This is a genomic window from Alphaproteobacteria bacterium, assembly GCA_015231795.1.
In the GTDB taxonomy this organism is placed as follows: Bacteria; Pseudomonadota; Alphaproteobacteria; order Rhodospirillales; family WMHbin7; genus WMHbin7.
Map to the genome: position 1 here is coordinate 111,790 of JADGAX010000001.1, position 21,029 is coordinate 132,818.

The window sequence follows — 21,029 nt, forward strand, 5'->3', positions numbered from 1 at the left end:
AATTATTACAATAAATCCCATAATCTGAATAAGGTATTACCGAAATTGACATAGCTGAGATCAGTGTTTTCCTCTCCTTTCGTGTTTGACCTTGGTCAATTCTGGCGTTTTTTGCCATGAGGGAGAGAAGCATGGGTTTTCTTGCGCGGATGAAAGTCTCCAGCCGTATCTTTTTGGGATTCGGCACGACGCTGGCCTTGATGATTGTTGTGGCTTTGACCGGGGGCGTCAGCCTGATGTCGGTCAGCGGCGGCTTTCATCATTACGAGCAGGCCAGCTCCGACGCTCTGCGCTTGATGGAGCTTGACCGAGCGGTTGCCGGCTTACGCCGAAATGTCAGCCTGTTCGCGCTGAACGGCGATGAGGAGTCGCTCAAGCGCGTGCACGATCTGGAACAGATGATCAGCGCAGGCTTGAAAGCTGCCCATGACGAGGAAGAAGACCCCGTCCGCAAGAGCAATCTAGCCAAGCCGCTCGAGAAATTCGCCCAGCATCGCGATCATTTCGCCACGATGTCCAAGCTGCGCTTGCAGATCGGCGCCAAGCCGGAAGATGGGGGGCTGGCAGAAGCGCAGTTGGCCGTCGCCAAAATAGTCGATGCTGAATTGACGCCACGGGAAGAGGAAATCGCAAAAATTCTAAGCGATACTGTGGCGTCCGAAAAGCGCACGATGGCCGATGACGCCGAGACGGCGTACAACATGATCGCCTTTGCCGAGAGTCTGGTCGTTATCCTGGGCATTGGCGCCACGGTTCTGGGCGTGCTGTTCGCCCTGGTGATTGCCCGTTCGATCGTTGGCCCGGTGAAGGAGATGACAAACGCCATGGGCCGCTTGGCCGGCGGCGACAAATCAGTCGCCATTCCCGCCACCGAAAATAGCGATGAAATCGGCGAGATGGCCAGGGCGGTGCTGGTTTTCAAGGAGAACATGATCAAGGCAGATAGGCTGGCGGCCGAGCAAGAGGCGGCGCGTCAGGTTCAGATCAACCGCGCCCAGAAGATTCAGGAACTGACCGAGAAATTCGACCTGACCGTTACCGAGACCGTGAATGGCGCTTCCAGTTCGGCGACCGAGCTTGAAGCGACGGCGGAAAGCATGTCGGTGACGGCCGAACAGACCCAGCGCCAAGCCATCGCCGTCGCAGCGGCTTCTGAAGAGGCGTCGTCGAACGTGCAGACGGTCGCGGCGGCGGCCGAGGAGTTGTCAAGCTCGATACAGGAAATCAGCCGTCAGGTTTCTCGATCGACAAGCGTCGCCCAGGGTGCGGCCCAGGAGGCCGAGCGCGCCAACGCCATGGTCCAGGGTTTGGCCGATGCGGCCAACAAGATCGGCGAAGTTGTGCACCTGATCAACGACATCGCATCGCAAACGAATCTTTTGGCCTTGAACGCCACCATCGAAGCGGCCAGGGCGGGCGACGCGGGCAAGGGATTCGCCGTTGTCGCCAACGAAGTCAAAAGCCTAGCCAATCAAACGGCCAAGGCAACCGACGAGATCAGCCAACAGATTTCATCGGTCCAGGGCGCAACTCAGGATGCCGTCAATGCCATTCAAAGCATCACCAAAGTGATCAGCCAGGTGAACGAAATTTCGACCGCCATCGCCTCGGCGGTCGAGGAGCAGGGGGCGGCGACACAGGAAATCGCCCGCAACGCCCAGCAGGCGTCCGGGGCCACCACGGAAGTCTCCAGCCATATTAGCGGCGTGACGGGGGGGGCCACCGAAACCGGCAAGGCGGCCAGCCATGTGCTGGAGGCGGCCAGCGCCCTGACCCGCCAAGCCGAGTTGTTGCGCCAGGAAGTTGACGAATTCCTGGCTGGCGTGAAGGCAGCGTAAGACTAACGATTTGTGGATGGCTGTGGGGCTTGGCTTTGCCTTGCCTCGGTCGTGAGCGCTTGATTATTCTGGCGAAAGATTGCCGTCAGTCTGGAATTATTTACCGCCAAGGACCAAGTCAAACCTAGGATGACTGAGAGAGTTCGGTTTCTGGGCGGTGCTTGTAATTTTGGGAGGCGGTCATGCAAGGCACGATCAAGTCAAAGCTGATTACACTGGGCGTCGTTGCCATTCTTGGCCAATCGGTCTTGGCGGGCAGCATCCTGTGGGTCAATTCCATCTTGAAGGAATCCTTCGCTTTCGCCGAAATGCGCGGCTCGCAATTGGCCGCCGTCGAAGAAATGCGCCGCGAGATTCTGGCCATCATGCTGGGCGCCATGGATTCGATCATCGACAAGGATGAAGGCAAGATCCAGCCCGAACGCATGAAGGACATGACCGACGGTCTTTCGAAATTGTCAGAAGGCGCCAAAAGCCTTCAGGTCTACGCCGACACTGCGGAAGAAAAGCAACTGGCCGCCGGTCTCGAGTCATCCGTTGCCGAATTGAAAACTGGCATTACTGGAAATCTGGTCAAGGCGATTGAAAGCCGCGCCGGTGAAGACGCCTTCGCCGAGATCGACGACATACTGGACAAGACGGGCGATGGAATCGCCGACAATCTGGCCCGCTTCGAGCAATCGTTGCGCGGCGAAATGGACGAAGCCAAGAAGGAACAGGATGGCTGGCTTGGCCGCCTGACCCTGATATCGTCGCTGACCTATGTCGTTACGGCGCTGTTGATGATTGTCGGTTTGGTCATAACGGCTGGCGCGATCATCCGTCCGGTCAACGCGTTGACCAAATCCATGCGCCGTTTGGCGGATGGCGACCGTCAGGCTGAAATTCCTGCCTTAAGCCAAAAGGACGAAGTGGGCGAGATGGCCCGCGCCGTCGATGTGTTCAAGCAAAACGCGCTTGAGATGGATCGTTTGCGCGCCGAACAGGACAGGCAGAAGAAGGCTGCCGAAGAGGAACGCAGGCAAGGCATGCATTCCCTGGCCGACAATTTCGACCATTCGGTCGGCGGCGTCATGCGCCAGGTTCTAAGCTCGGTAACCGATCTTGAAACGACGGCCAAGAACATGTCGACCATCGCCGACGAGACGATGCGCCAAGCCACCGCCGTCGCCGCCGCGTCTCAGGAAGCCTCGACGAATGTGCAAACCGTTGCATCCGCCGCCGAGGAATTGTCGGCATCGATTCAGGAAATCAGCCGCCAAGTGGCGCAATCGACCAAGGTTGCCCACGGCGCCGCCGACGAGGCCGAACGCGCCAACGCCATGGTGCAGGGACTGGCCGAGGCCGCCAACCGGATCGGCGAGGTCGTGCACCTGATCAACGACATCGCGTCGCAGACCAATCTTTTGGCCTTGAACGCCACCATCGAGGCCGCCAGGGCAGGGGACGCAGGCAAGGGATTCGCCGTGGTCGCCAACGAGGTCAAAAGCCTTGCCAACCAAACAGCCAAGGCCACCGATGAAATCAGCCAACAGATTTCCGCCGTTCAAGGGGCAACCCAGAATGCCGTCAACGCCATCGAAAGCATCACCAAGGTGATCGGCGAGGTGAATCAGATTTCCACCGCCATCGCCTCGGCGGTGGAAGAGCAAGGTGCTGCCACCCAGGAAATCGCCCGCAATGTGCAGGAGGCCTCGGGGGCGACGGCTGAAGTGACCAGCCACATCGCTGGCGTCACTCAGGGTGCCGAGAAAACTGGCGGCTCTGCTTCACATGTGCTGATCGCGGCGGAAGGGCTGAGCCGTGAAACCGAGCAATTGCGCCAGCAGGTCGATGGATTCCTGTCGGGCGTGAAAGCCGCGTAGCGTTATTGCTCATCTGCAAGGTTGGATGCGACCTCCCCGAAAGGTTAGGGAGGAGACTGTCCTTCTTTGGGTTGCGCAAGGGGCCGTGAAAAAGCCAGAATGGCTTATTCACTTCACGACAGCGCCAAGGACACGATGTCGAGACCAGCCCATGATCGCGCCGATCAACCAGCCATTCGCCTGAACATCAACGGCCAATCCGTTGATGCGCGCGAAGGCATGACTTTGGTCGAGGCCGCTTGGCAGGCGGGCGTGCCCGGCATTACCAATGTGGGCTGCATGGAGGGCGTTTGCGGCTCGTGCCGCGTCATGATGCGCCGTGATCGTCAGGTCACTGTCGGCTTGGCCTGCCAGACCTTTGTCGAAAAGGGGCTGGACGTCATTTTCCTGCCGGCCGCTTCCGCCTCGCGTCATTTCTACGACATTGCCGATTTCAAGGACAGTTGGGACATTCATGCGCGCTTTCACGGCATTTTTCCCGAAGCGTCGCGTTGCCGCCATTGTCATGGCTGCAATCAATCTTGCCCCAAGGACATCACGGTCGAGGATGGCGTCGCCCTGGCGGCGAGCGGGCGCTATCGCGAGGCGGGAGAAATCTTCTTCGAATGCGTCATGTGCGAATTGTGCGACGTGGCCTGTCCTGAACTGATCGCTCCGGCCCATGTCGGCTTGTTTTGCAGGCGGGTGACGGCGCATTTCCACTTGCGCCCACCCAACCTGATCTCGCGGATCGAGGAATTGCGCAAAAAGCGCGAGGAAGCGGACGGCAACGACAAAGGCGAGGAATGACGCCATGAACAAGGGCATTCCGTTGCAAGAAGCCTTGGCCGCCTACCGCCCCGATTCCGATCCGGGGCAGGTGCCGCCCATGACCGATGCCGATTCGCTGCTGAGCGAATACCATCCCGATCATTTGCGCGGTTCCGTCGTCAAATTGTCGGTGGGTGTCAATTCCGGCGACAGTTGCCAGCGCGATCTGGCTAATCTGCTGCAAACCGAGGCCTTCATCGACGAAGCCGATCTGGCGGGCGTTCCGGTCATCGACGCCGACGTGCTTGTCATCGGTGGCGGCGGGGCGGGTTGCGCCGCCGCCCTCATGGCGGCCGAACAAGGGGCCAAAGTCCTGCTGGCCACCAAGCTGCGCCTGGGCGACAGCAATACGGTGATGGCAGAGGGCGGCATTCAGGCCGCCATCGAACCGGACGATTCCATTCAAAAACATATCCAAGATACGCTGCGCGGCGGCCATCATGCGGGCAATCCAAGTTTGGTCGCCAGCATGGCCGAAGACGGCCCCGACGTGTTGCGCTGGCTGATCAATCTGGGCATGCAGTTCGAACTGACGCCCAGCGGCGATTTGCAAACTAGGCGGGCGGGCGGCATGAGCGCGTCTAGGCTGGTCTATTGCCGTGATTATACTGGGCTTGAGATGATGCGCGTTCTGCGCGAGGCCGTGTTCCAGCATCGCAGCATCGACGTCTGGGAACAAAGCCCAGCCGTTGAGTTGTTGTCCAACGAGTTCGGATTGAAATGCGCGGGTGCCGTCTTGATGTCGCTGGCCGATGGGCAAAAGCGTATCGTCCGCACGCGGTCGGTGATTCTGGCCACTGGCGGGCTGGGACGATTGCACCTGAACGGCTTTCCCACCTCGAACCATTTGGGCGCCACGGGCGACGGTCTGGTCTTGGCCTATCGGATCGGCGCCAAACTGACCGAGCTTGATTCCTTTCAATATCATCCCACCGGGCTTGTCTATCCGTCGCATCTGTCGGGCAAGTTGGTCACCGAGGGCGTGCGCGCGGCGGGCGCTCTTCTCATCAACGGCAAGGGCCAGCGTTTCGTCGATGAATTGCAGCCCAGGGACATCGTCTGCGCCTCCATCCTGCGCGAATGCCAAGAAGGGCGCGGCATTCGCATTGATGACGAGCGCAAGGGGGTTTGGCTGGATACGCCGCGTCTTGAGAATTCGCAGCCGGGTTTGCTTGAGCGTCAGTTCCCCAATCTGATGTCGCGCACCAGGGGGTCGGGCCTTGATCCGCGCACCCAGCCGCTTTTGGTGCATCCCACCCTGCATTACCAGAATGGCGGCATCATCATCAATTCCAAGGGGGCAACCACGGTTCCAGGCCTGTTCGCCATCGGCGAGGCGGCGGGCGGCATTCACGGGCGCAACCGCATCATGGGCAACGCCCTGCTTGAAATCATCTGTTTCGGACGGCGCGCGGGCATCGCAGCCGCCGCAGCCGCCAAGCGCGACCGTGGTCCCAAGAAGGTGACGTTGGAACATATCAATCAGTTGCGCCGGGCCTTGACACTGGCTGGCATGCCGTTGTCGCGCCGGGCGCCCGAGATCCTGCCCAGCTATGCCAGGGGGGGGCTATGGAGCCGATGAATCCAAAGACGACGCTGGTGCTGCTGCACCCCGATCAGCGGGTCGGCGCCAATATGCAGCGCTGGCGGCAATTGGGCGGCGGCAAGGCGATCATCCTGGCCGTGCGTTCTCCCGCCGCCATATTGGAACAGGTCAAGCAGGCCGAGTTGCGCGGCCTGGGCGGCAGCGGCTTTCCCGCCTGGAAGAAGTGGGAGGCGGTGGCGGCAGAAACACCCAAACCCGACAAATATCTGGTCGTCAACGGCAACGAGGACGAACCGGGCACCTTCAAGGACCGGCTGCTGCTGGAAGAAACCCCGCATCAGGTGATCGAGGGCGCCGTCACTACGGCGCTGGCCGTCGGCGCCAATCGCGTGGTGTTCTACGTCAATCCCGATCTGTCGCGCTCGTTGGCCGCCATGCGCATCGCCCTCGAGCAATGGAAATCCTCGGATCTGGTGGAACTGGCCACGACGGCCCTGGGCAGGCCCTTGGAACTGCTGCTGGCTCCCGGCTCGGGCCATTACATCGGCGGCGAAGAGACGGCGGCCATGGAATGGATCGAGGGGCGTTTTCCCTTTCCGCGCGGCAAGCCGCCCTATCCGGCGCAGTCGGGCATCAAGGGCTGCCCCACGCTGATCAACAATGTCGAAACCCTGGCCTATGTGTCGCATATCGCCGTCCATGGCGCCCAGTGGTTCCGAGACCTTGGCAAGGCGCCAGGGCTTGGCACCAAGCTCTATTCGCTCAGCGGCGACGTGCTGCATCCGGGCGTGTACGAACTGCCCAAGGGGACAAGCCTGCGCGAACTGATCTTCGACCATGGCGGCGGATTGCTGTCGGGCAAGCCCTTGAAGGCGGTTTTCACGGGCGGGCCGTCCAGCACGCTTCTGACGCCTGCCGATCTGGATGTGGCGCTCGATTTCGAATCCCTCAAGGCCAGGGGCAGCAATCTGGGCACCGGCGCCATGATCGTGGTGTCCGAAGGGACCGGCATCGTCAAGCGGGTGGCCGAGTACGAACGCTTCTTCGCCCATTCGTCTTGCGGACAATGCACCTCCTGCAAGACCGGCACCGCCACCATCAGCCGCCTTTTGGATCGCATCGATACCGGGCGCGGCACCATGTCGGATCTGAATACGCTGAAGAATCTCTGCGCCATGTTGCCGGGCAGCGGGCGTTGCCATCTGGTGAACGGCGCTGCGATGCTTCTCGACAGCGCTTTTGGCCATTTCAACGACGAATTCGTGCAGGCGGTGGCGAAATCCGGCCGTTCATAATGTAGCCCTCAGTCGCCGGGCGCGCCCTTGGCGCTTGGCTCTCGCTCGCAGGAATGCTCGCGCGCGGGTCTTGCCCGCGTCCAAGCGGATTTTGCCGCTTGGCACGAATCATCGAGATTTCACTTGTATTTGGGGGTGGGCAGGGGTACAACCCCGGCCTCTAAATCCACAAGCAGGTGTTGGGCTTGGCCTATGGTCTTGCCCTTCCGGTGCCGGGAAACCGGTCACAGAACCTGCTGACGACAACCGGAAAAGGAAGTAATCTCATGGCTCTACCTGATTTCTCGATGCGCCAGTTGCTAGAAGCGGGCGTTCACTTCGGCCACAATACCCGCCGCTGGAACCCCAAGATGTCCCCCTATCTGTTCGGGGTTCGCAACGGCATCCATGTCATCGATCTCCAGCAGACCGTTCCCATGCTGCACCGGGCCATGCAGGCCGTGCGCGACGTGGTGGCGGGCGGCGGACGCGTGCTGTTCGTCGGCACCAAGCGTTCTGCCCAGGACCCGGTGGCCCAGGCCGCCAAGAAATGCGGTCAGTATTACGTCAATCACCGCTGGCTGGGCGGCATGATGACCAACTGGAAGACCATTTCGCGCTCGATCAAGCGCCTGAAGGAAATGGAAGAGCAGTTGGCTTCCGGCCATGTGGCCGGCCTGACCAAGAAGGAACAGCTGAACCTGTCGCGCGAGCGCGAGAAGCTGGACCTGTCGCTGGGCGGCATCAAGGACATGGGCGGCATTCCCGACATCATGTTCGTGATCGACACCAACAAGGAAGGCATCGCCATTCAGGAAGCCGTCAAGCTGGGCATTCCCGTGGTGGCCGTGCTGGACAGCAACAGCGATCCCGACGGCATCTCGTTCCCGATTCCCGGCAATGACGACGCCATTCGCGCCGTGACCATGTATTGCGACCTGATTTCGGGTTCGGTGCTGGACGGCATTCAGGCCGAGATGACCAAGGCCGGAATCGATGTCGGCGCTCAGGCCGAACTGCCTGTCGAAGCGGCTCTGGCTGAAGAAGCCCCCGCCGAAGCCCAGGCCGAGTAACGCCTTCAAGAAAAAGGATATTGTAAGATGGCCGAAATTACCGCTGCGCTGGTCAAGGACCTGCGCGAAAAAACCGGCGCTGGCATGATGGACTGCAAGAAGGCGCTGGGCGAGACCGCTGGCGATCTGGAAGCCGCCGTCGATTGGCTGCGCAAGAAGGGCTTGGCGGCTGCCGCCAAGAAGTCTGGCCGCGTGGCTGCCGAAGGCTTGGTGGGCATGGCGACCGATGGCACCAAGGGCGCCTTGGCCGAAGTGAATGCCGAGACCGACTTCGTGGCCCGCAACGACCAGTTCCAGGCCTATGCCAAGAAGGTGGCCGAGATCGCCTTGGGTTGCGGCGGCGACATCGAGAAGCTGAAGGCCGCCAGCTGGCCCGAAGGCGGCACGGTGGCCGACAAGGTGACCAACCTGATCGCCACCATCGGCGAGAACATGAATCTGCGCCGCACGGCCGCCCTGTCGGTCAAGGATGGCGTGGTGGCTGGCTATATGCACTCCGCCGCCGCTCCGGGCCTTGGCAAGATCGGCGTTCTGGTGGCTTTGGAAAGCACGGGCGACAAGGCCAAGCTGGCCGAGGTCGGCAAGCAGATCGCCATGCATGTGGCGGCGGCCAATCCGCAGTTCCTGACCGTCGATTCGGTCGATACGTCGGCGCTTGAGCGCGAGAAGGACGTGTTGCGCGAACAGGCCCGCGCCACCGGCAAGCCCGACAACATCATCGAGAAGATGATGGATGGGCGCGTGCGCAAGTTCTACGAGGACGTGGTGCTGCTGGAACAGTTGTACGTCATCGACGGCGAGAGCAGGGTCAAGCAGATCGTCGAGAAGGCGAGCAAGGAAGCGGGTGCTCCGATCCAGATCACCGGCTTCGTGCGTTTCGCGCTGGGCGAGGGCATCGAGCGCGAAGAGAAAGACTTCGCCGCCGAAGTGGCCGAGCAGTTGGCAAAGAAGTAGAGAATCTCATCCTGAGGAGCCGCAACGCGGCGTCTCGAAGGATGATGCTAGAAATCGATCAGGGCGGACCTTCGGGTCCGCCCTTTTCGTTACGTTAAGCCCCGTGCCGTCGCCAGAATTCGGCGGGTGTCAGGATGGGGTAACGGTCGCTCAAAATCAGTAAATCAGCATCGCCGGTAATCAGATAATCTGCATTCGACGCCAGATGCGTACCCAGCACCGGGATGTCGTTTTCGTCGCGCAGGGCGCTATTTATGATCATCGCCGGTTCAACAAGATCGGCCAGCATTGCCAGGATGTCGATCAGATTGGCAAAGTCCGTCGGTTGCCAGTTCAGGCGGTGGTTTAAACGAGGCAGAACCCTGGCAAGCTCGTCCAGGATATAGAGCGAGAGGACGACATCCAACCCGCCTTGGCGCCAAGTGGCGACGATTTTTCCCGGAACGCTGGATGGATAGGCAAGTCCAGAGACTAAAACATTCGTATCAAGGACGACTTTCAGCGCCAAGCCCTAACCTCTTTTGCGTTTGGCGCGTTCGTCAGCGACAAGGCGATTGATTTCAACCATTCCTTCTTCGATTGGAACCTGGGCAAAACCATCGCTCATTCTGTTCCAAAGCGTTTCGAACCTGTCTTGCATTTTGCGGATGCGTTCGAACAAGCCTGCGTCGATGAGCGCCGCTACGGGCTTGCCGTCCTTGTTGATGACGATACTGTCGTGGCGGTATTGGACTTGGTTCAACATCTCGCCAAGATTCTGGCGGAATTTGACGGCATTGGTTTCCGAAATCATAAAAGCTCCGCCATTATCGTTATGATCATATTGACCAGTATGGTATGGTTTCTATTCGATGACAAGTTTTCTTTAACGCACTAGCCCCATGCCCCATGGGTTGCTAATATCCGCGCCGCTATTCAGCCGTCCACATCGTCAAAACCAGGGAATTCCATGTCCAGCGCCAAGACGTTTCGCCGAATCCTGCTTAAAATCTCGGGCGAAGGCTTGATGGGTGACGGCCAATACGGATTGGACGACGCCACCCTGGCCCGGCTGGCCGACGACATCAAATCGGTGGTGGCGCTGGGCATCCAGGTCGGCGTCGTGGTCGGCGGCGGCAATATTTTCAGGGGCTTAGCGGGTGCGGCGCGCGGCATGGAGCGGGCCAGCGCCGATTACATGGGCATGCTGGCCACCGTCATCAACGCGCTGGCCATCCAGAACGCGCTGGAGCGAATCGGCGTCCAGAACCGCGTCCAGTCGGCGATTCCCATGGCGCAGATCAGCGAACCCTATATCCGCAGGCGCGCCATCCGACATATGGAAAAGGGCCGGGTGGTGATTTTTGGGGCTGGCACGGGCAATCCGTTCTTCACCACCGACACGGCGGCGGCCTTGCGTGCCGCCGAGATGGGCTGCGACGCGCTTTACAAGGCGACTCAGGTCGATGGCGTCTATACCGCCGATCCCAAGAAGGACGCCAACGCCAAGCGCTATGACCATTTGACCTTCACGGAAGTGCTGAACAAGGACCTGAAGGTCATGGATGCGGCGGCGATCGCCGTCGCCCGTGAGAACAACATTCCCATTTTAGTCTTTTCGCTGCACAATCCCGGCGCTTTCACCGAGGCGGCCCAAGGCAAGGGTCGCTTTACGCTGATCGACAACGGGTAAGAATTCGAAGGAGAAGAGCCTTGGCGGCAACGGTTCAGGAATTGAAGTCGGATATCAAGCGGCGCATGGACGCCACTGTCGAAGTGGTGCGCAAGGAATTCGCTGGCCTTCGCACGGGGCGCGCCGTGGCGTCGCTGCTCGACCCGGTGATCGTCGAGGCTTATGGCCAGGAAATGCCGCTCAATCAGGTGGGCACGGTCAATGTGCCCGAGCCGCGCATGCTGTCGGTCCAGGTGTGGGACAAGGGCATGGTCAAGGCGGTCGAGAAGGCCATCCGCGATGCCGGCCTGGGCCTCAATCCGATGGCCGACGGCCAGATGGTGCGCGTGCCCATTCCTGCGCTGAATGAGGAAAGGCGCAAGGAACTGGTCAAGGTGGCCCATAAATATGCCGAACAGGGCAAGGTGGCGGTGCGCAATGTGCGCCGCGACGCCATGGACGCGCTTAAGAAGATGGAAAAGGACAAGGTCATCTCGGAAGACGAACATCACCATCAGGACAAGGAAATCCAGGCCCTGACCGACGAGGCGATCAAGCATGTCGATGATGCCCTGGCCCATAAGGAAAAGGAAATCATGCAGGTATGAGCCTTTCCGGCGCTCTTCCCTCATCGGGCGATATGTCTTTGCCGCCCGCCCATGTCGCCATCATCATGGACGGCAATGGGCGCTGGGCGAAGTCGCGCGGCTTGCCGCGCACGGCCGGGCATCGCAAGGGCGCCGAGGCGGTGCGCGCCACCATCAAGGCCTGCCGCGAACTGGGCGTTCGCTATCTGACGCTGTTCGGCTTTTCCTCCGAGAATTGGAAACGTTCGCCCGACGAGGTCAGCGATCTGATGGGGCTGTTGCGCTTTTACCTGCGCAATGAGGTCAAGGAACTGCATACGGCAGGCGTTCGCCTGCGCATCATCGGCGACCGCTCGCGCCTGTCTGAAGACATCGTGAAATTGATCGAGGAGTCGGAAGCCAAAACGGCATCGAACACCGCGCTCGATGTCGTGATGGCGCTCAGCTATGGCGGTCGTCAGGAGATCGTGAGCGCCGCGCAGCGTCTGGCCAGGGAGGTCAAGGCGGGAACGCTGGAGCCTGATGAGATTTCGGAAGATGTTTTCGCCAGTCGCCTTTTCACAGCGAATATCCCTGATCCCGATTTGCTGATCCGCACTTCAGGCGAAAAGCGGGTCAGCAATTTCCTGCTTTGGCAGGCGGCCTATGCCGAATTTGTTTTCCAGGACGTTTTATGGCCCGATTTCGGGCGGCCGCAGCTGGAAGAGGCGATCTCGGAATTCCATCGGCGTGAGCGCCGTTATGGTCAGGCGGGCTGATCGGGTGGCTGTTTCCCTGAATTCCCTGACATTGCGCATTCTTTCCGCGGTCTTGCTGGCGCCTCCGGTGCTGGCGGCCGTTTGGTACGGTTCGCCCTATTTCGAGGGGATGACGGTGCTGGCCGCCATCGTCATGGCCTGGGAATGGGAGAAGCTGGTCTCCAAGGAAAGTTTTGCAGGCCCTGGCATCGCCTTGGCCTTGGCCAGCGTCGTCGCCCTTATTCTGCTTCCACTGCCGCTGCTGGCTTTGGTGGCGATGGGAGTGGGCGCCTTGGTCGCCAGCCTGCTGGCGCCGGTGGGCTTGCGCGGTTGGATGGCGGCGGGAGCGCCCTATATCGTTCTGCCCTTGGCGGCCTTGTTGATGCTGCGCGCCGCTCCCGAAGGACAATCCATCCTGATCTGGCTGTTCTTGATCGTCTGGGCGACGGACATCGGCGCTTATGCCGCCGGTCTTCTGATCGGCGGGCCGAAGCTGGCTCCGTCGATCAGTCCGAAGAAGACCTGGGCAGGTCTGGCGGGCGGCATGATCGCGGCCGCCGTGATCGCCATGTGGGGCGGAAGCTGGCTCGGCTTCGTTTCTCCCGCCCCCAAGCTGGGGTTGATGGGGGCGGCTTTGGCCGTGGTGGCGCAAGTCGGCGACCTGTTCGAATCCTTCGTCAAACGCCGTTTCGACGCTAAGGACTCAAGCCAGTTGATTCCAGGGCATGGCGGCTTGTTGGACCGTATCGACGGCTTGTTGGCGGCGGGATTCGCCCTGGGAATATTGTATCTGGCGACCTTCGATGGAGGCTTTGAATGGTAGGCGAGCCTTTGTCCGTCACCGTGCTGGGATCGACCGGTTCGATCGGCATGAGCACGTTCGATCTTCTGGCCCGCGATCCGCAGGCTTACCGGATCGAGGCGCTGGTGGCTGGGCGCAATGTCGAACGTCTGATCGAACAGGCCAAGACCTTGAAACCCAAGCTGGCCGTGATGGCCGATCCGGAATTCTATGCGGCCTTGAAGGAAGGCCTCTCCGGCACGGGAATCGAAGTGGCGGCAGGCGACGACGCCGTGATTGCGGCGGCGGACCGTCCGGCCAAATGGGTAATGGCGGCCATCGTGGGGGCGGCGGGTTTGAAGCCGACCATGAAGGCCATAGAGCGCGGCGCCGTGGTTGGCCTGGCCAACAAGGAAACGCTGGTATCGGCGGGTGACGTGGTGACCCGGGCGGTCAGGGATTCGGGCGCCGTCATCATTCCGGTCGATTCCGAGCACAGCGCCATCTTTCAGGTATTGGATTTTGAGCAGAAGGACAAGGTCGAGAAGATCATCCTGACCGCTTCCGGCGGCCCGTTCCGCACCATGGGCGGCAACGAAATGGCCCGCGTCACGCCCAAACAGGCGGTGGCGCATCCCAATTGGAGCATGGGCGCCAAGATATCGGTCGATTCCGCCACCATGATGAACAAGGGACTTGAACTGATCGAGGCGCATCATCTGTTCGACATGCCCGAAGAGAAGATCGACGTCCTGGTTCATCCCCAGTCGGTCATCCACAGTCTGGTCGCCTATGTCGATGGCTCGGTCTTGGCGCAATTGGGCGCGCCCGACATGCGAACCCCCATCGCCTACGCCCTGGGTTGGCCCAAGCGCATCAGCGCCCCGGTGCCGCGCCTCAATCTGGCCGATATAGCGACGCTGACCTTCGAGCGGCCAGACAACAAACGGTTCCCTGCGCTTGAATTGGCCCGGGCCGCCTTGCGCCGCGCCGGTTCGATGCCTACTATTTTGAATGCGGCCAATGAAGTCGCCGTCAGCCTGTTCCTGGACCACAAGATCGGTTTCCTGGATATCGCCAGGCTGGTGGCCGAAACCATGGAGGCCGTCGAGGCCTCAGAGCTGCAAGGGCTTGAGGACGTTCTGGCCGCCGATGCCGAGGCCAGAATTCGTGCCCAGGAAATCGCCAGAAGACTGACTCATTGAGAAATCTGGCGCATTAAGGAGTTTCCAAGTTGGACGTGTTGATCAATTACATTCTTCCTTTCCTGATTCTGTTGACCGTCGTGGTCTTCGTGCATGAGTTGGGCCATTATTGGGTGGCGCGCCGCAACGGTGTGCGGGTTCTGGTCTTTTCGGTCGGGTTCGGGAAAGAACTCTTTGGTTTCAATGATAAGAACGGAACGCGCTGGAAACTGGGACTGATCCCATTCGGCGGTTACGTCAAGATGTTCGGCGACGAGGACGAAAGCAGCAAGCCCGACACGACGCGCGAATTCACCGAAGAGGAAAAGGCGGTTTCCTTCCACCACAAGCGGTTGGGACAAAGGGCCGCCATCGTGGCGGCTGGCCCCTTGTCCAATCTATTCTTCGCCATCATCGTTCTGGCCGTGCTGTTCATGACGGTAGGGCAGTTGAATACGCCGCCGGTCGTGGGGGCTGTTTCGCCCGGGTCCGCAGCCGAGAAGGCGGGCATCCAAGAGCAAGACCGCATTACAGCCATCAATGGCGCGGCCATCGAACGTTTCGAGCAAATTCAACAAATTGTCCGCTTGGGCGATGGTTCCCGGCTTGATTTGACCATTGAGCGCGCCGGACAATCCCTGGACCTGCCGATCACGCCCACCATGACCGAACTGACCGACCGTTTCGGCAATGTTCAGCGCACGCCGCTTCTGGGCATTTCGGCGTCGATGGCCGAAAGCCAAGTCGTGATGCTGTCGCCGGGGGCGGCGGTTTACGAGTCCTTCCGCCAGACCTGGGTGATCACCAGCTCGACCTTGTCGGCCGTGGGGCAGATGATTACCGGCAGCCGGGACACCAGCGATTTGGGCGGGCCCCTCAGAATCGCCAAATTTTCCGGCGAGGCAGCCCAGGGCGGGGCCGCCAATTTCATTACGTTTATCGCGGTGCTATCGATCAATCTGGCGTTGATTAACCTTTTCCCGATACCTATGTTGGATGGTGGCCACCTTTTGTTCTATGCCATTGAAGGCGTCATCCGTCGGCCATTATCCGAGCAGGCGCAAGAATATGGTTTCCGAATCGGCCTCTTTCTGGTACTAGCATTGTTCGTGTTCGCAACGTGGAACGACTTGATTCACTTGAAGGTGTTCGACTTCCTGAAGGGTTAGGGAGCCGACCGGACAGAGGATCGGGCCGCGCCACGGAATCGTGTGGGAAGAGGGGACGCTTTGCCTATTCGCCCGGTACAGTCGCTGCAGAATGCAGGAACGGCGTTGGCAGCAATGTGTTTGGTTGCTGGGATTGCTTGGGCCGGGTCGGCCTGGGCGGCGGAAGAACCGCCTGTTCCCATGGCATCGCCGCGCATTCAGGTCGACAATTCGGAAATCGGCAGCGTCATCCGTCAGGTGACCTTCCAGGGCAATCAGCGCATCGAGCCGGAAACCATCCGCTCCTATCTGCTGGTTCAGGAGGGCGACGCCTTCAATCCGGAACGCATCGACCGTTCCTTGAAGTCCTTGTTTGCGACCGGCTTGTTCGCGGATGTCAGCATCAAGCGCGAAGGTGGCACGCTGCTCGTCAAGGTGATCGAAAATCCGATCATCAACCGCATCCAGCTTGAGGGCAACAAGCGCGTCAAGGACGAGACGCTGACGCCCGAGTTGCAGATGAAGCCGCGTACCGTCTACACGCGCACCAAGGTGCAATCCGACGTCAAGCGCATGCTGGACATCTATCGTCGCCAGGGCCGTTTCGCGGCCACGGTCGATCCCAAGGTTATCCAGCTTGATCAGAACCGCGTCGATCTGGTTTACGAGATTGACGAAGGCAAGCGGACGGGCGTCAAACGCATCGCATTCGTCGGCAACAAGCATTTTGCAGACGCCACGTTGCGTGAAGCCTTGCAGACCAAGGAAGAGCGCTGGTGGCGCTTCTTCTCATCGGACGACAATTACGATCCCGACCGCGTCACCTACGACCGCGAACTGCTGCGCCGCTTCTACATGAAGCGCGGCTATGCGGATTTCAGGGTGGTTTCCGCGCAGGCGGAACTTAGCCCGACGCAAGACGAGTTCTTCATCACCTTCACGGTCGAGGAAGGCGAGCGCTATAAGATCGGCAAAGTCGATGTCGATCTGGCGCTGCCGCAGATCAAGAAAGAGGATGTCTTCGACGTCGTCCAGTTCGAGAAGGGCGATTGGTACAACTCGCTCAAGGTCGAGAATTCGGTTCAGAAAATCACCGATCTGGTCGGCACGAAGGGCTACGCTTTCGGCGAAGTGCGTCCCAGAATCGAGCGCAACAAGGACAAGCGCACTTTGGATATCACCTTCGATATCCAGGAAGGGCCGCGCGTTTTTGTCGAGCGCATTGACATCACGGGCAATGTGCGCACGCTGGACAAGGTTATCCGGCGCGAGTTCCGCTTGGTCGAAGGCGACGCCTTCAATTCGGCCAAGCTGCGCCGTTCGCGTCAGCGCTTGCAAGATCTGGGCTTCTTCGAAAAGGTTGAAGTCAATAATGTGCCATCCGACGACTATCCTGACCGCACGATCGTCAAGGTGGATGTTCAGGAGAAGTCGACTGGCGAATTGTCCTTCGGCGTCGGCTGGTCGACGACGGCGGGCGCCTTGTTCGAAATCGGCGTGCGCGAGCGCAATTTGCTGGGGCGCGGGCAGGATTTGCTGGCCAAATTCTCGTTGGGACAGAAATCCACGAAGATCGACCTGTCGTTCACCGAGCCATATTTCATGGAACGTGAAGTGGCGGTCGGCTTCGATTTGTTCCATCGGACGACTGATTACAAGAAGACCAGTTCCTATAAACAAACGGATACCGGCGGCGCTTTGAGGGCAGGTTATCGTCTGACCGAGAATCTGAGCCAGAGCGTTCGATATGGGCTTAAGCAGTCCAAAGTCGAGGATGTTTCTGCCCTGGCTTCACGCTACATCCAGTCGCAGAAAGGCACTTCGATAACGTCAGCCGTTTCTCAGACATTGCTCTATGATCGTCGCGACAGCAGGCTAAACCCAACTGACGGCTATTTCATGCGCATGAGCAATGATCTGGCTGGTTTTGGCGGCACAGAGCGCTATCTCCGTTCCGATTTCGATGCCGGTTATTACTATCCCCTGGCAGAGCAATGGACCTTGGCCGTTTCTGGCCGCTCGGGATATATCTTTGGCATCGGTAAGGATATTCGCATCGTTGATCGTTATTTCATGGGTGGCGAGTCCGTGCGCGGCTTTGCGCAGTCGGGTATTGGCCCCAGAGATAAGTCGACTGATGATGCCTTGGGCGGCAACTGGATGGCTTCCGGTTCGGCCGAGGTGACCTTCCCGATCGGTTTGCCCAATGAATACGGCATTGAAGGCAAGGTCTTCTCCGATGTGGGAACCTTGGGGGCTGCCGATGACAATGATTCAGCAACAGTCGACAGCTCAAACTTGATCCGAACGTCTGTCGGTTTCGGCGTCAATTGGAAGTCGCCTATTGGTCCGATGAGTCTCGATTTTGGCTTCCCCATCACCAAGGAAAACTACGACGAGACCGAAGTTTTCCGCTTCAATTTTGGTACGAGGTTCTAAATGACAATTCGCATGCGCAGCCTGGGGGCCGTTGCCCTTGGTATTTCCCTTGCCTTCTCTGCTTTGCCGGCCATTGCTGCCGAAGCCAAGGTTCCGGCGGCAACCGTCATGGTTGTCGATATTCCGAAGGTGCTGAACGAATCGCGTCAGACGAAGAAAATTCGCGAGACGCGTGAGACCTTCGCCGAGAAGTTCCGCAAGGAATTCGATGCCGAAGGCAATAAGTTGCGCGACGAGGAAAAGCAGATTGTCGATCAGCGCACCGTTCTGTCGCCTGAAGCCTTCGTCGAGAAGCAGAAGGCCTTCAACGCGAAGGCGGCTAATTTCGAGAAGCGCACGCGCATTCGCTTCCTAAGCCTGGATACGGCGACCGACACGGCGATGAAGCAGGTCGGCATGCATCTGTCGCAGATCGTCCGCGAGTTCGCTTCGGAAGTGGGGGCCAATCTGGTTCTCTCGCGCACGCAGGTCGAATATTTCGAGCCTGCCATGGATAGGACCGATGCGGTGCTCGAGCGCTTGAATACCAAGGTCAAGGAAATCACCTTCCCCAATCCCATGGAAGTTGAAAAAGAGCTTCAGTCCAGGGTTGATGCCGAGAATGCCAAGAGGCAGGGCGCCGCAGCCAAGGACGCCAAGAAAAAGTAAGAGGATAAGGGGCCGGCATGGCGGATTTACGATTCTTTGACCGTGCCGGCCCATTTTCCTTGGAGGAATTGGCGCGCCTTGCCGGCGCCCAGTTGGCTCCGGCCAGCGATCCAGTTCGACAAATCTCGGACGTTGCCGCGCTAGACTCCGCCCTTGAGACGGAAATCGTTTTTCTATCCGAACGCAAGCTGAAGGATGCCTTGGCCGCCTCGAAGGCCGGCGCTTGCATTCTTTCCCCGGCCTTGGCCGATCTGGCGCCCCCTGGCATGGCTTGCCTGATCCATCCTGATCCCAAACGCGCCTATGCCTTGATCGCCCAGGCCTTTTATCCGCAGAACGCGCCAGACCCCTGGGTTGCGCCCACGGCCAGCGTCGATCCGTCCGCCAAGCTGGGGCAGGGTGTTCGCATTGAGCCTGGGGCCGTGATCGGTCGCAACGCGGTGCTTGGCGACCGCGTGCATGTGGGGGCCAATGCCGTGATCGGCCGTTCCGTCGTCGTCGGCGACGACAGCCGCATCGGCCCTTTGGTTTCCTTGCAATGCTGCGAAATCGGCAAGCGCGTCATCCTTCATCCGGGCGTCGCCATCGGCCAGGACGGTTACGGTTTTGCGCCCTCGCGCGATGGACGTCACGTCAAGTTGCCGCAGATGGGGCTGGTCATCGTCAGCGACGATGTGGAAATCGGCGCCAACACCACCATCGACCGCGGGGCCACCGGCGACACGGTCATCGGGCCACACACCAAAATCGACAATCTTGTTCAGATCGGCCACAATGTGCGCACCGGTCTGGGTTGCGGAATCACCGCCCAGGTAGGCATTTCCGGCAGCACCACGATTGGCGATCTGTCGTTGCTTTATGGCCAAGTGGGCGTGGCCGATCACAGCCGCATCGGCTCTGGCGTCACCATCCTGGCCCGCAGCGGCGTTCAGGGCTTCGTGCCCGACGGCGCCACTTATATGGGCTATCCGGCCGTCGAGATGAGAGAGTATCTGAAGATTCACAAATTTCTCTTGCGTGAATCGCGCAAGATGGGTTCCGCCAAGAAAAGTTCCGAATCAGATTGACGGCAAGTGAAGAGGAGTTGCTGGGATGACCGAGACGACGAATGCCCCCCGCGTGATCGATATCAACCGTATCGTTCAGATGATCCCGCATCGCTATCCCTTCTTGCTGGTTGACCGCGTTCTTGACGTGGTGCCCGACGAAAGCGCCGTCGGCCTTAAGAACGTCACCATGAACGAGCCGTTCTTTCAGGGCCATTTTCCGTCGCGTCCCATCATGCCGGGCGTGCTGATCATCGAATGTATGGCGCAGACGGCGGCGGTGCTGGTGGTCGAGACATTGGGGCCGAATTCCGAAGGCAAGCTGGTCTATTTCATGTCGGTCGAGGAAGCCCGCTTCAGAAAGCCGGTCGTGCCCGGCGATCAACTGAAGATCCATGTGAAGAAGGAACGTTCGCGCGGCAATGTCTGGAAGTTCACCGCGCAGGCCAAGGTCGACGGCCAAGTGATGGCCGAGGCGACCTATACGGCGATGATTGTCGACAATTGACGGCTGGCCAGTCGCTTCGATTGCTTGCGGTAACATTCCGTAACGCGAAGTGACTTGTCGATCCCTTGTCGGCTTTTAGAATGAAGCGCCTTCTCACGCATCGCATCGGACAATCAAGTCATGACGAACATCCATCCCTCCGCCGTCGTCGATCCCAAGGCCAAGCTGGCCGAAGGCGTCTCGATCGGCCCCTTCTGCGTGGTCGGTCCCGATGTGGAGTTGGGGCGTGGTGTTGAGTTGATCGCCCATGTCGTGGTGGGCGGCAGAACGAAGATCGGCGCCGAAACCCGCATTTTCCCCTTCGCCTCGATCGGGCTTCAGCCGCAGGACCTGAAATACAAGGGCGAACCCAGCGAACTGATCATCGGTGAGCGCAACCAAATCCGCGAACATGTCACCATGAATCCCGGCACCGAAGGCGGGGGCATGATCACCCAGGTCGGCGACGAATGCCTTTTCATGATGAGCGCCCATGTGGCGCATGATTGCATCGTCGGCAACAACGTCATCCTGGCCAACAACGCCACCTTGGCAGGTCATGTGCAGGTTGGCGACAATGCGGTTCTGGGCGGGCTTTGCGCCGTCCATCAATTCGTGCGCATCGGCAGGCACACCATGATCGGCGGCATGAGCGGGGTCGAGAACGACGTCATTCCCTATGGCGCCGTGATGGGCAACCGCGCCTATCTGTCGGGGCTTAATCTGGTCGGGCTGAAGCGGCGCGGCTTCGCGCGCGACGACATTCACGCCCTGCGCAACGCCTACCGCGTTCTGTTCAGCCAGGAAGGCACGATGGCCGAGCGTTTGGACGACGTGGCAAATCTGTTCAAGGATGTCGGTTGCGTGATGGAAATCGTCGATTTCGTGCGCGCCGATTCCTCGCGCGCCATCTGTCGTCCGAATTGGGAGAATGTTCCCGGAACCCCCACGGCGACCTGAT

The 21,029-nt window shown here is 59.7% G+C and carries 20 protein-coding genes; 18 read left to right on the forward strand and 2 right to left on the reverse strand.

All coding sequences use genetic code 11. The features are described 5' to 3' along the window. Positions 1 to 812: 812 nt before the first annotated feature. The 7 genes from HQL44_00485 to HQL44_00515 all read left to right on the forward strand — a co-directional run bounded on the left by HQL44_00485 (position 813) and on the right by HQL44_00515 (position 9,360). Entirely contained in the window at positions 813 to 1,838 is a 1,026-nt protein-coding gene (locus HQL44_00485; protein ID MBF0267045.1) for a methyl-accepting chemotaxis protein, read from the forward strand. A gap of 182 nt (positions 1,839 to 2,020) precedes the next feature. Further along, positions 2,021 to 3,703 (forward strand): HAMP domain-containing protein, encoded by a 1,683-nt coding sequence (locus HQL44_00490; protein ID MBF0267046.1) that lies wholly within the window; start codon positions 2,021 to 2,023, stop codon positions 3,701 to 3,703. 135 nt (positions 3,704 to 3,838) lie between these two features. Next, positions 3,839 to 4,492 (forward strand): 2Fe-2S iron-sulfur cluster binding domain-containing protein, encoded by a 654-nt coding sequence (locus HQL44_00495; GenBank protein ID MBF0267047.1) that lies wholly within the window; start codon positions 3,839 to 3,841, stop codon positions 4,490 to 4,492. A gap of 4 nt (positions 4,493 to 4,496) precedes the next feature. Further along, positions 4,497 to 6,095, forward strand: a complete 1,599-nt coding sequence (locus HQL44_00500; GenBank protein MBF0267048.1) for an FAD-binding protein — start codon at positions 4,497 to 4,499, stop codon at positions 6,093 to 6,095. Further along, on the forward strand, positions 6,092 to 7,354 hold the full coding sequence (locus tag HQL44_00505; GenBank protein ID MBF0267049.1) for an SLBB domain-containing protein: 1,263 nt from the start codon (positions 6,092 to 6,094) through the stop codon (positions 7,352 to 7,354). The genes HQL44_00500 and HQL44_00505 overlap by 4 nt, the downstream gene beginning before the upstream one ends. Before the next feature lie 266 nt (positions 7,355 to 7,620). Beyond that, complete coding sequence (rpsB, locus tag HQL44_00510; GenBank protein MBF0267050.1) at positions 7,621 to 8,406, forward strand: 30S ribosomal protein S2; 786 nt, start codon at positions 7,621 to 7,623, stop codon at positions 8,404 to 8,406. A gap of 27 nt (positions 8,407 to 8,433) precedes the next feature. After that, positions 8,434 to 9,360: an elongation factor Ts gene (locus HQL44_00515; GenBank protein MBF0267051.1), complete on the forward strand. Its 927-nt coding sequence runs from the start codon at positions 8,434 to 8,436 to the stop codon at positions 9,358 to 9,360. A gap of 94 nt (positions 9,361 to 9,454) precedes the next feature. On the opposite strand, the gene HQL44_00520 is transcribed toward HQL44_00515, so the two are convergent. Beyond that, the gene (locus tag HQL44_00520) at positions 9,455 to 9,862 is read right to left on the reverse strand and encodes a putative toxin-antitoxin system toxin component, PIN family (GenBank protein MBF0267052.1); all 408 of its coding nucleotides are present in this window, start codon (positions 9,860 to 9,862) and stop codon (positions 9,455 to 9,457) included. Positions 9,863 to 9,871: 9 nt separating this feature from the next. Continuing rightward, complete coding sequence (locus tag HQL44_00525; GenBank protein ID MBF0267053.1) at positions 9,872 to 10,153, reverse strand: type II toxin-antitoxin system Phd/YefM family antitoxin; 282 nt, start codon at positions 10,151 to 10,153, stop codon at positions 9,872 to 9,874. A gap of 156 nt (positions 10,154 to 10,309) precedes the next feature. On the opposite strand from HQL44_00525, the gene HQL44_00530 reads away from it, so the two are divergent. From HQL44_00530 to lpxA, 11 genes are all read left to right on the forward strand, one after another. Then, entirely contained in the window at positions 10,310 to 11,032 is a 723-nt protein-coding gene (locus tag HQL44_00530; protein MBF0267054.1) for a UMP kinase, read from the forward strand. A 20-nt stretch (positions 11,033 to 11,052) separates the two neighbouring features. Continuing rightward, positions 11,053 to 11,619 carry a ribosome recycling factor gene (frr, locus tag HQL44_00535; GenBank protein ID MBF0267055.1) on the forward strand — a complete coding sequence of 189 codons (567 nt, stop codon included), beginning with the start codon at positions 11,053 to 11,055 and terminating at the stop codon, positions 11,617 to 11,619. Next, the gene (locus tag HQL44_00540; GenBank protein MBF0267056.1) at positions 11,616 to 12,356 is read left to right on the forward strand and encodes an isoprenyl transferase; all 741 of its coding nucleotides are present in this window, start codon (positions 11,616 to 11,618) and stop codon (positions 12,354 to 12,356) included. The genes frr and HQL44_00540 overlap by 4 nt, the downstream gene beginning before the upstream one ends. Next, a complete protein-coding gene (locus HQL44_00545; GenBank protein ID MBF0267057.1) occupies positions 12,340 to 13,158 on the forward strand; it encodes a phosphatidate cytidylyltransferase in 819 nt (272 codons plus the stop codon). Before HQL44_00540 ends, HQL44_00545 begins: the two co-directional genes overlap by 17 nt. Continuing rightward, positions 13,152 to 14,321 (forward strand): 1-deoxy-D-xylulose-5-phosphate reductoisomerase, encoded by a 1,170-nt coding sequence (locus HQL44_00550; GenBank protein MBF0267058.1) that lies wholly within the window; start codon positions 13,152 to 13,154, stop codon positions 14,319 to 14,321. The genes HQL44_00545 and HQL44_00550 overlap by 7 nt, the downstream gene beginning before the upstream one ends. 29 nt (positions 14,322 to 14,350) lie before the next feature. Continuing rightward, the gene (gene rseP, locus HQL44_00555) at positions 14,351 to 15,469 is read left to right on the forward strand and encodes an RIP metalloprotease RseP (GenBank protein MBF0267059.1); all 1,119 of its coding nucleotides are present in this window, start codon (positions 14,351 to 14,353) and stop codon (positions 15,467 to 15,469) included. Positions 15,470 to 15,649: 180 nt separating this feature from the next. Next, positions 15,650 to 17,887, forward strand: coding sequence for an outer membrane protein assembly factor BamA (gene bamA, locus HQL44_00560; GenBank protein ID MBF0267060.1), 2,238 nt, complete (start codon positions 15,650 to 15,652; stop codon positions 17,885 to 17,887). Then, a complete protein-coding gene (locus tag HQL44_00565) occupies positions 17,888 to 18,535 on the forward strand; it encodes an OmpH family outer membrane protein (GenBank protein ID MBF0267061.1) in 648 nt (215 codons plus the stop codon). A gap of 17 nt (positions 18,536 to 18,552) precedes the next feature. Beyond that, positions 18,553 to 19,602 (forward strand): UDP-3-O-(3-hydroxymyristoyl)glucosamine N-acyltransferase, encoded by a 1,050-nt coding sequence (lpxD, locus tag HQL44_00570; protein ID MBF0267062.1) that lies wholly within the window; start codon positions 18,553 to 18,555, stop codon positions 19,600 to 19,602. Between the two features lie 25 nt (positions 19,603 to 19,627). Next, entirely contained in the window at positions 19,628 to 20,089 is a 462-nt protein-coding gene (gene fabZ, locus HQL44_00575) for a 3-hydroxyacyl-ACP dehydratase FabZ (protein ID MBF0267063.1), read from the forward strand. A 120-nt stretch (positions 20,090 to 20,209) separates the two neighbouring features. Then, positions 20,210 to 21,028, forward strand: a complete 819-nt coding sequence (lpxA, locus tag HQL44_00580) for an acyl-ACP--UDP-N-acetylglucosamine O-acyltransferase (protein ID MBF0267064.1) — start codon at positions 20,210 to 20,212, stop codon at positions 21,026 to 21,028. Position 21,029 lies beyond the last annotated feature (1 nt).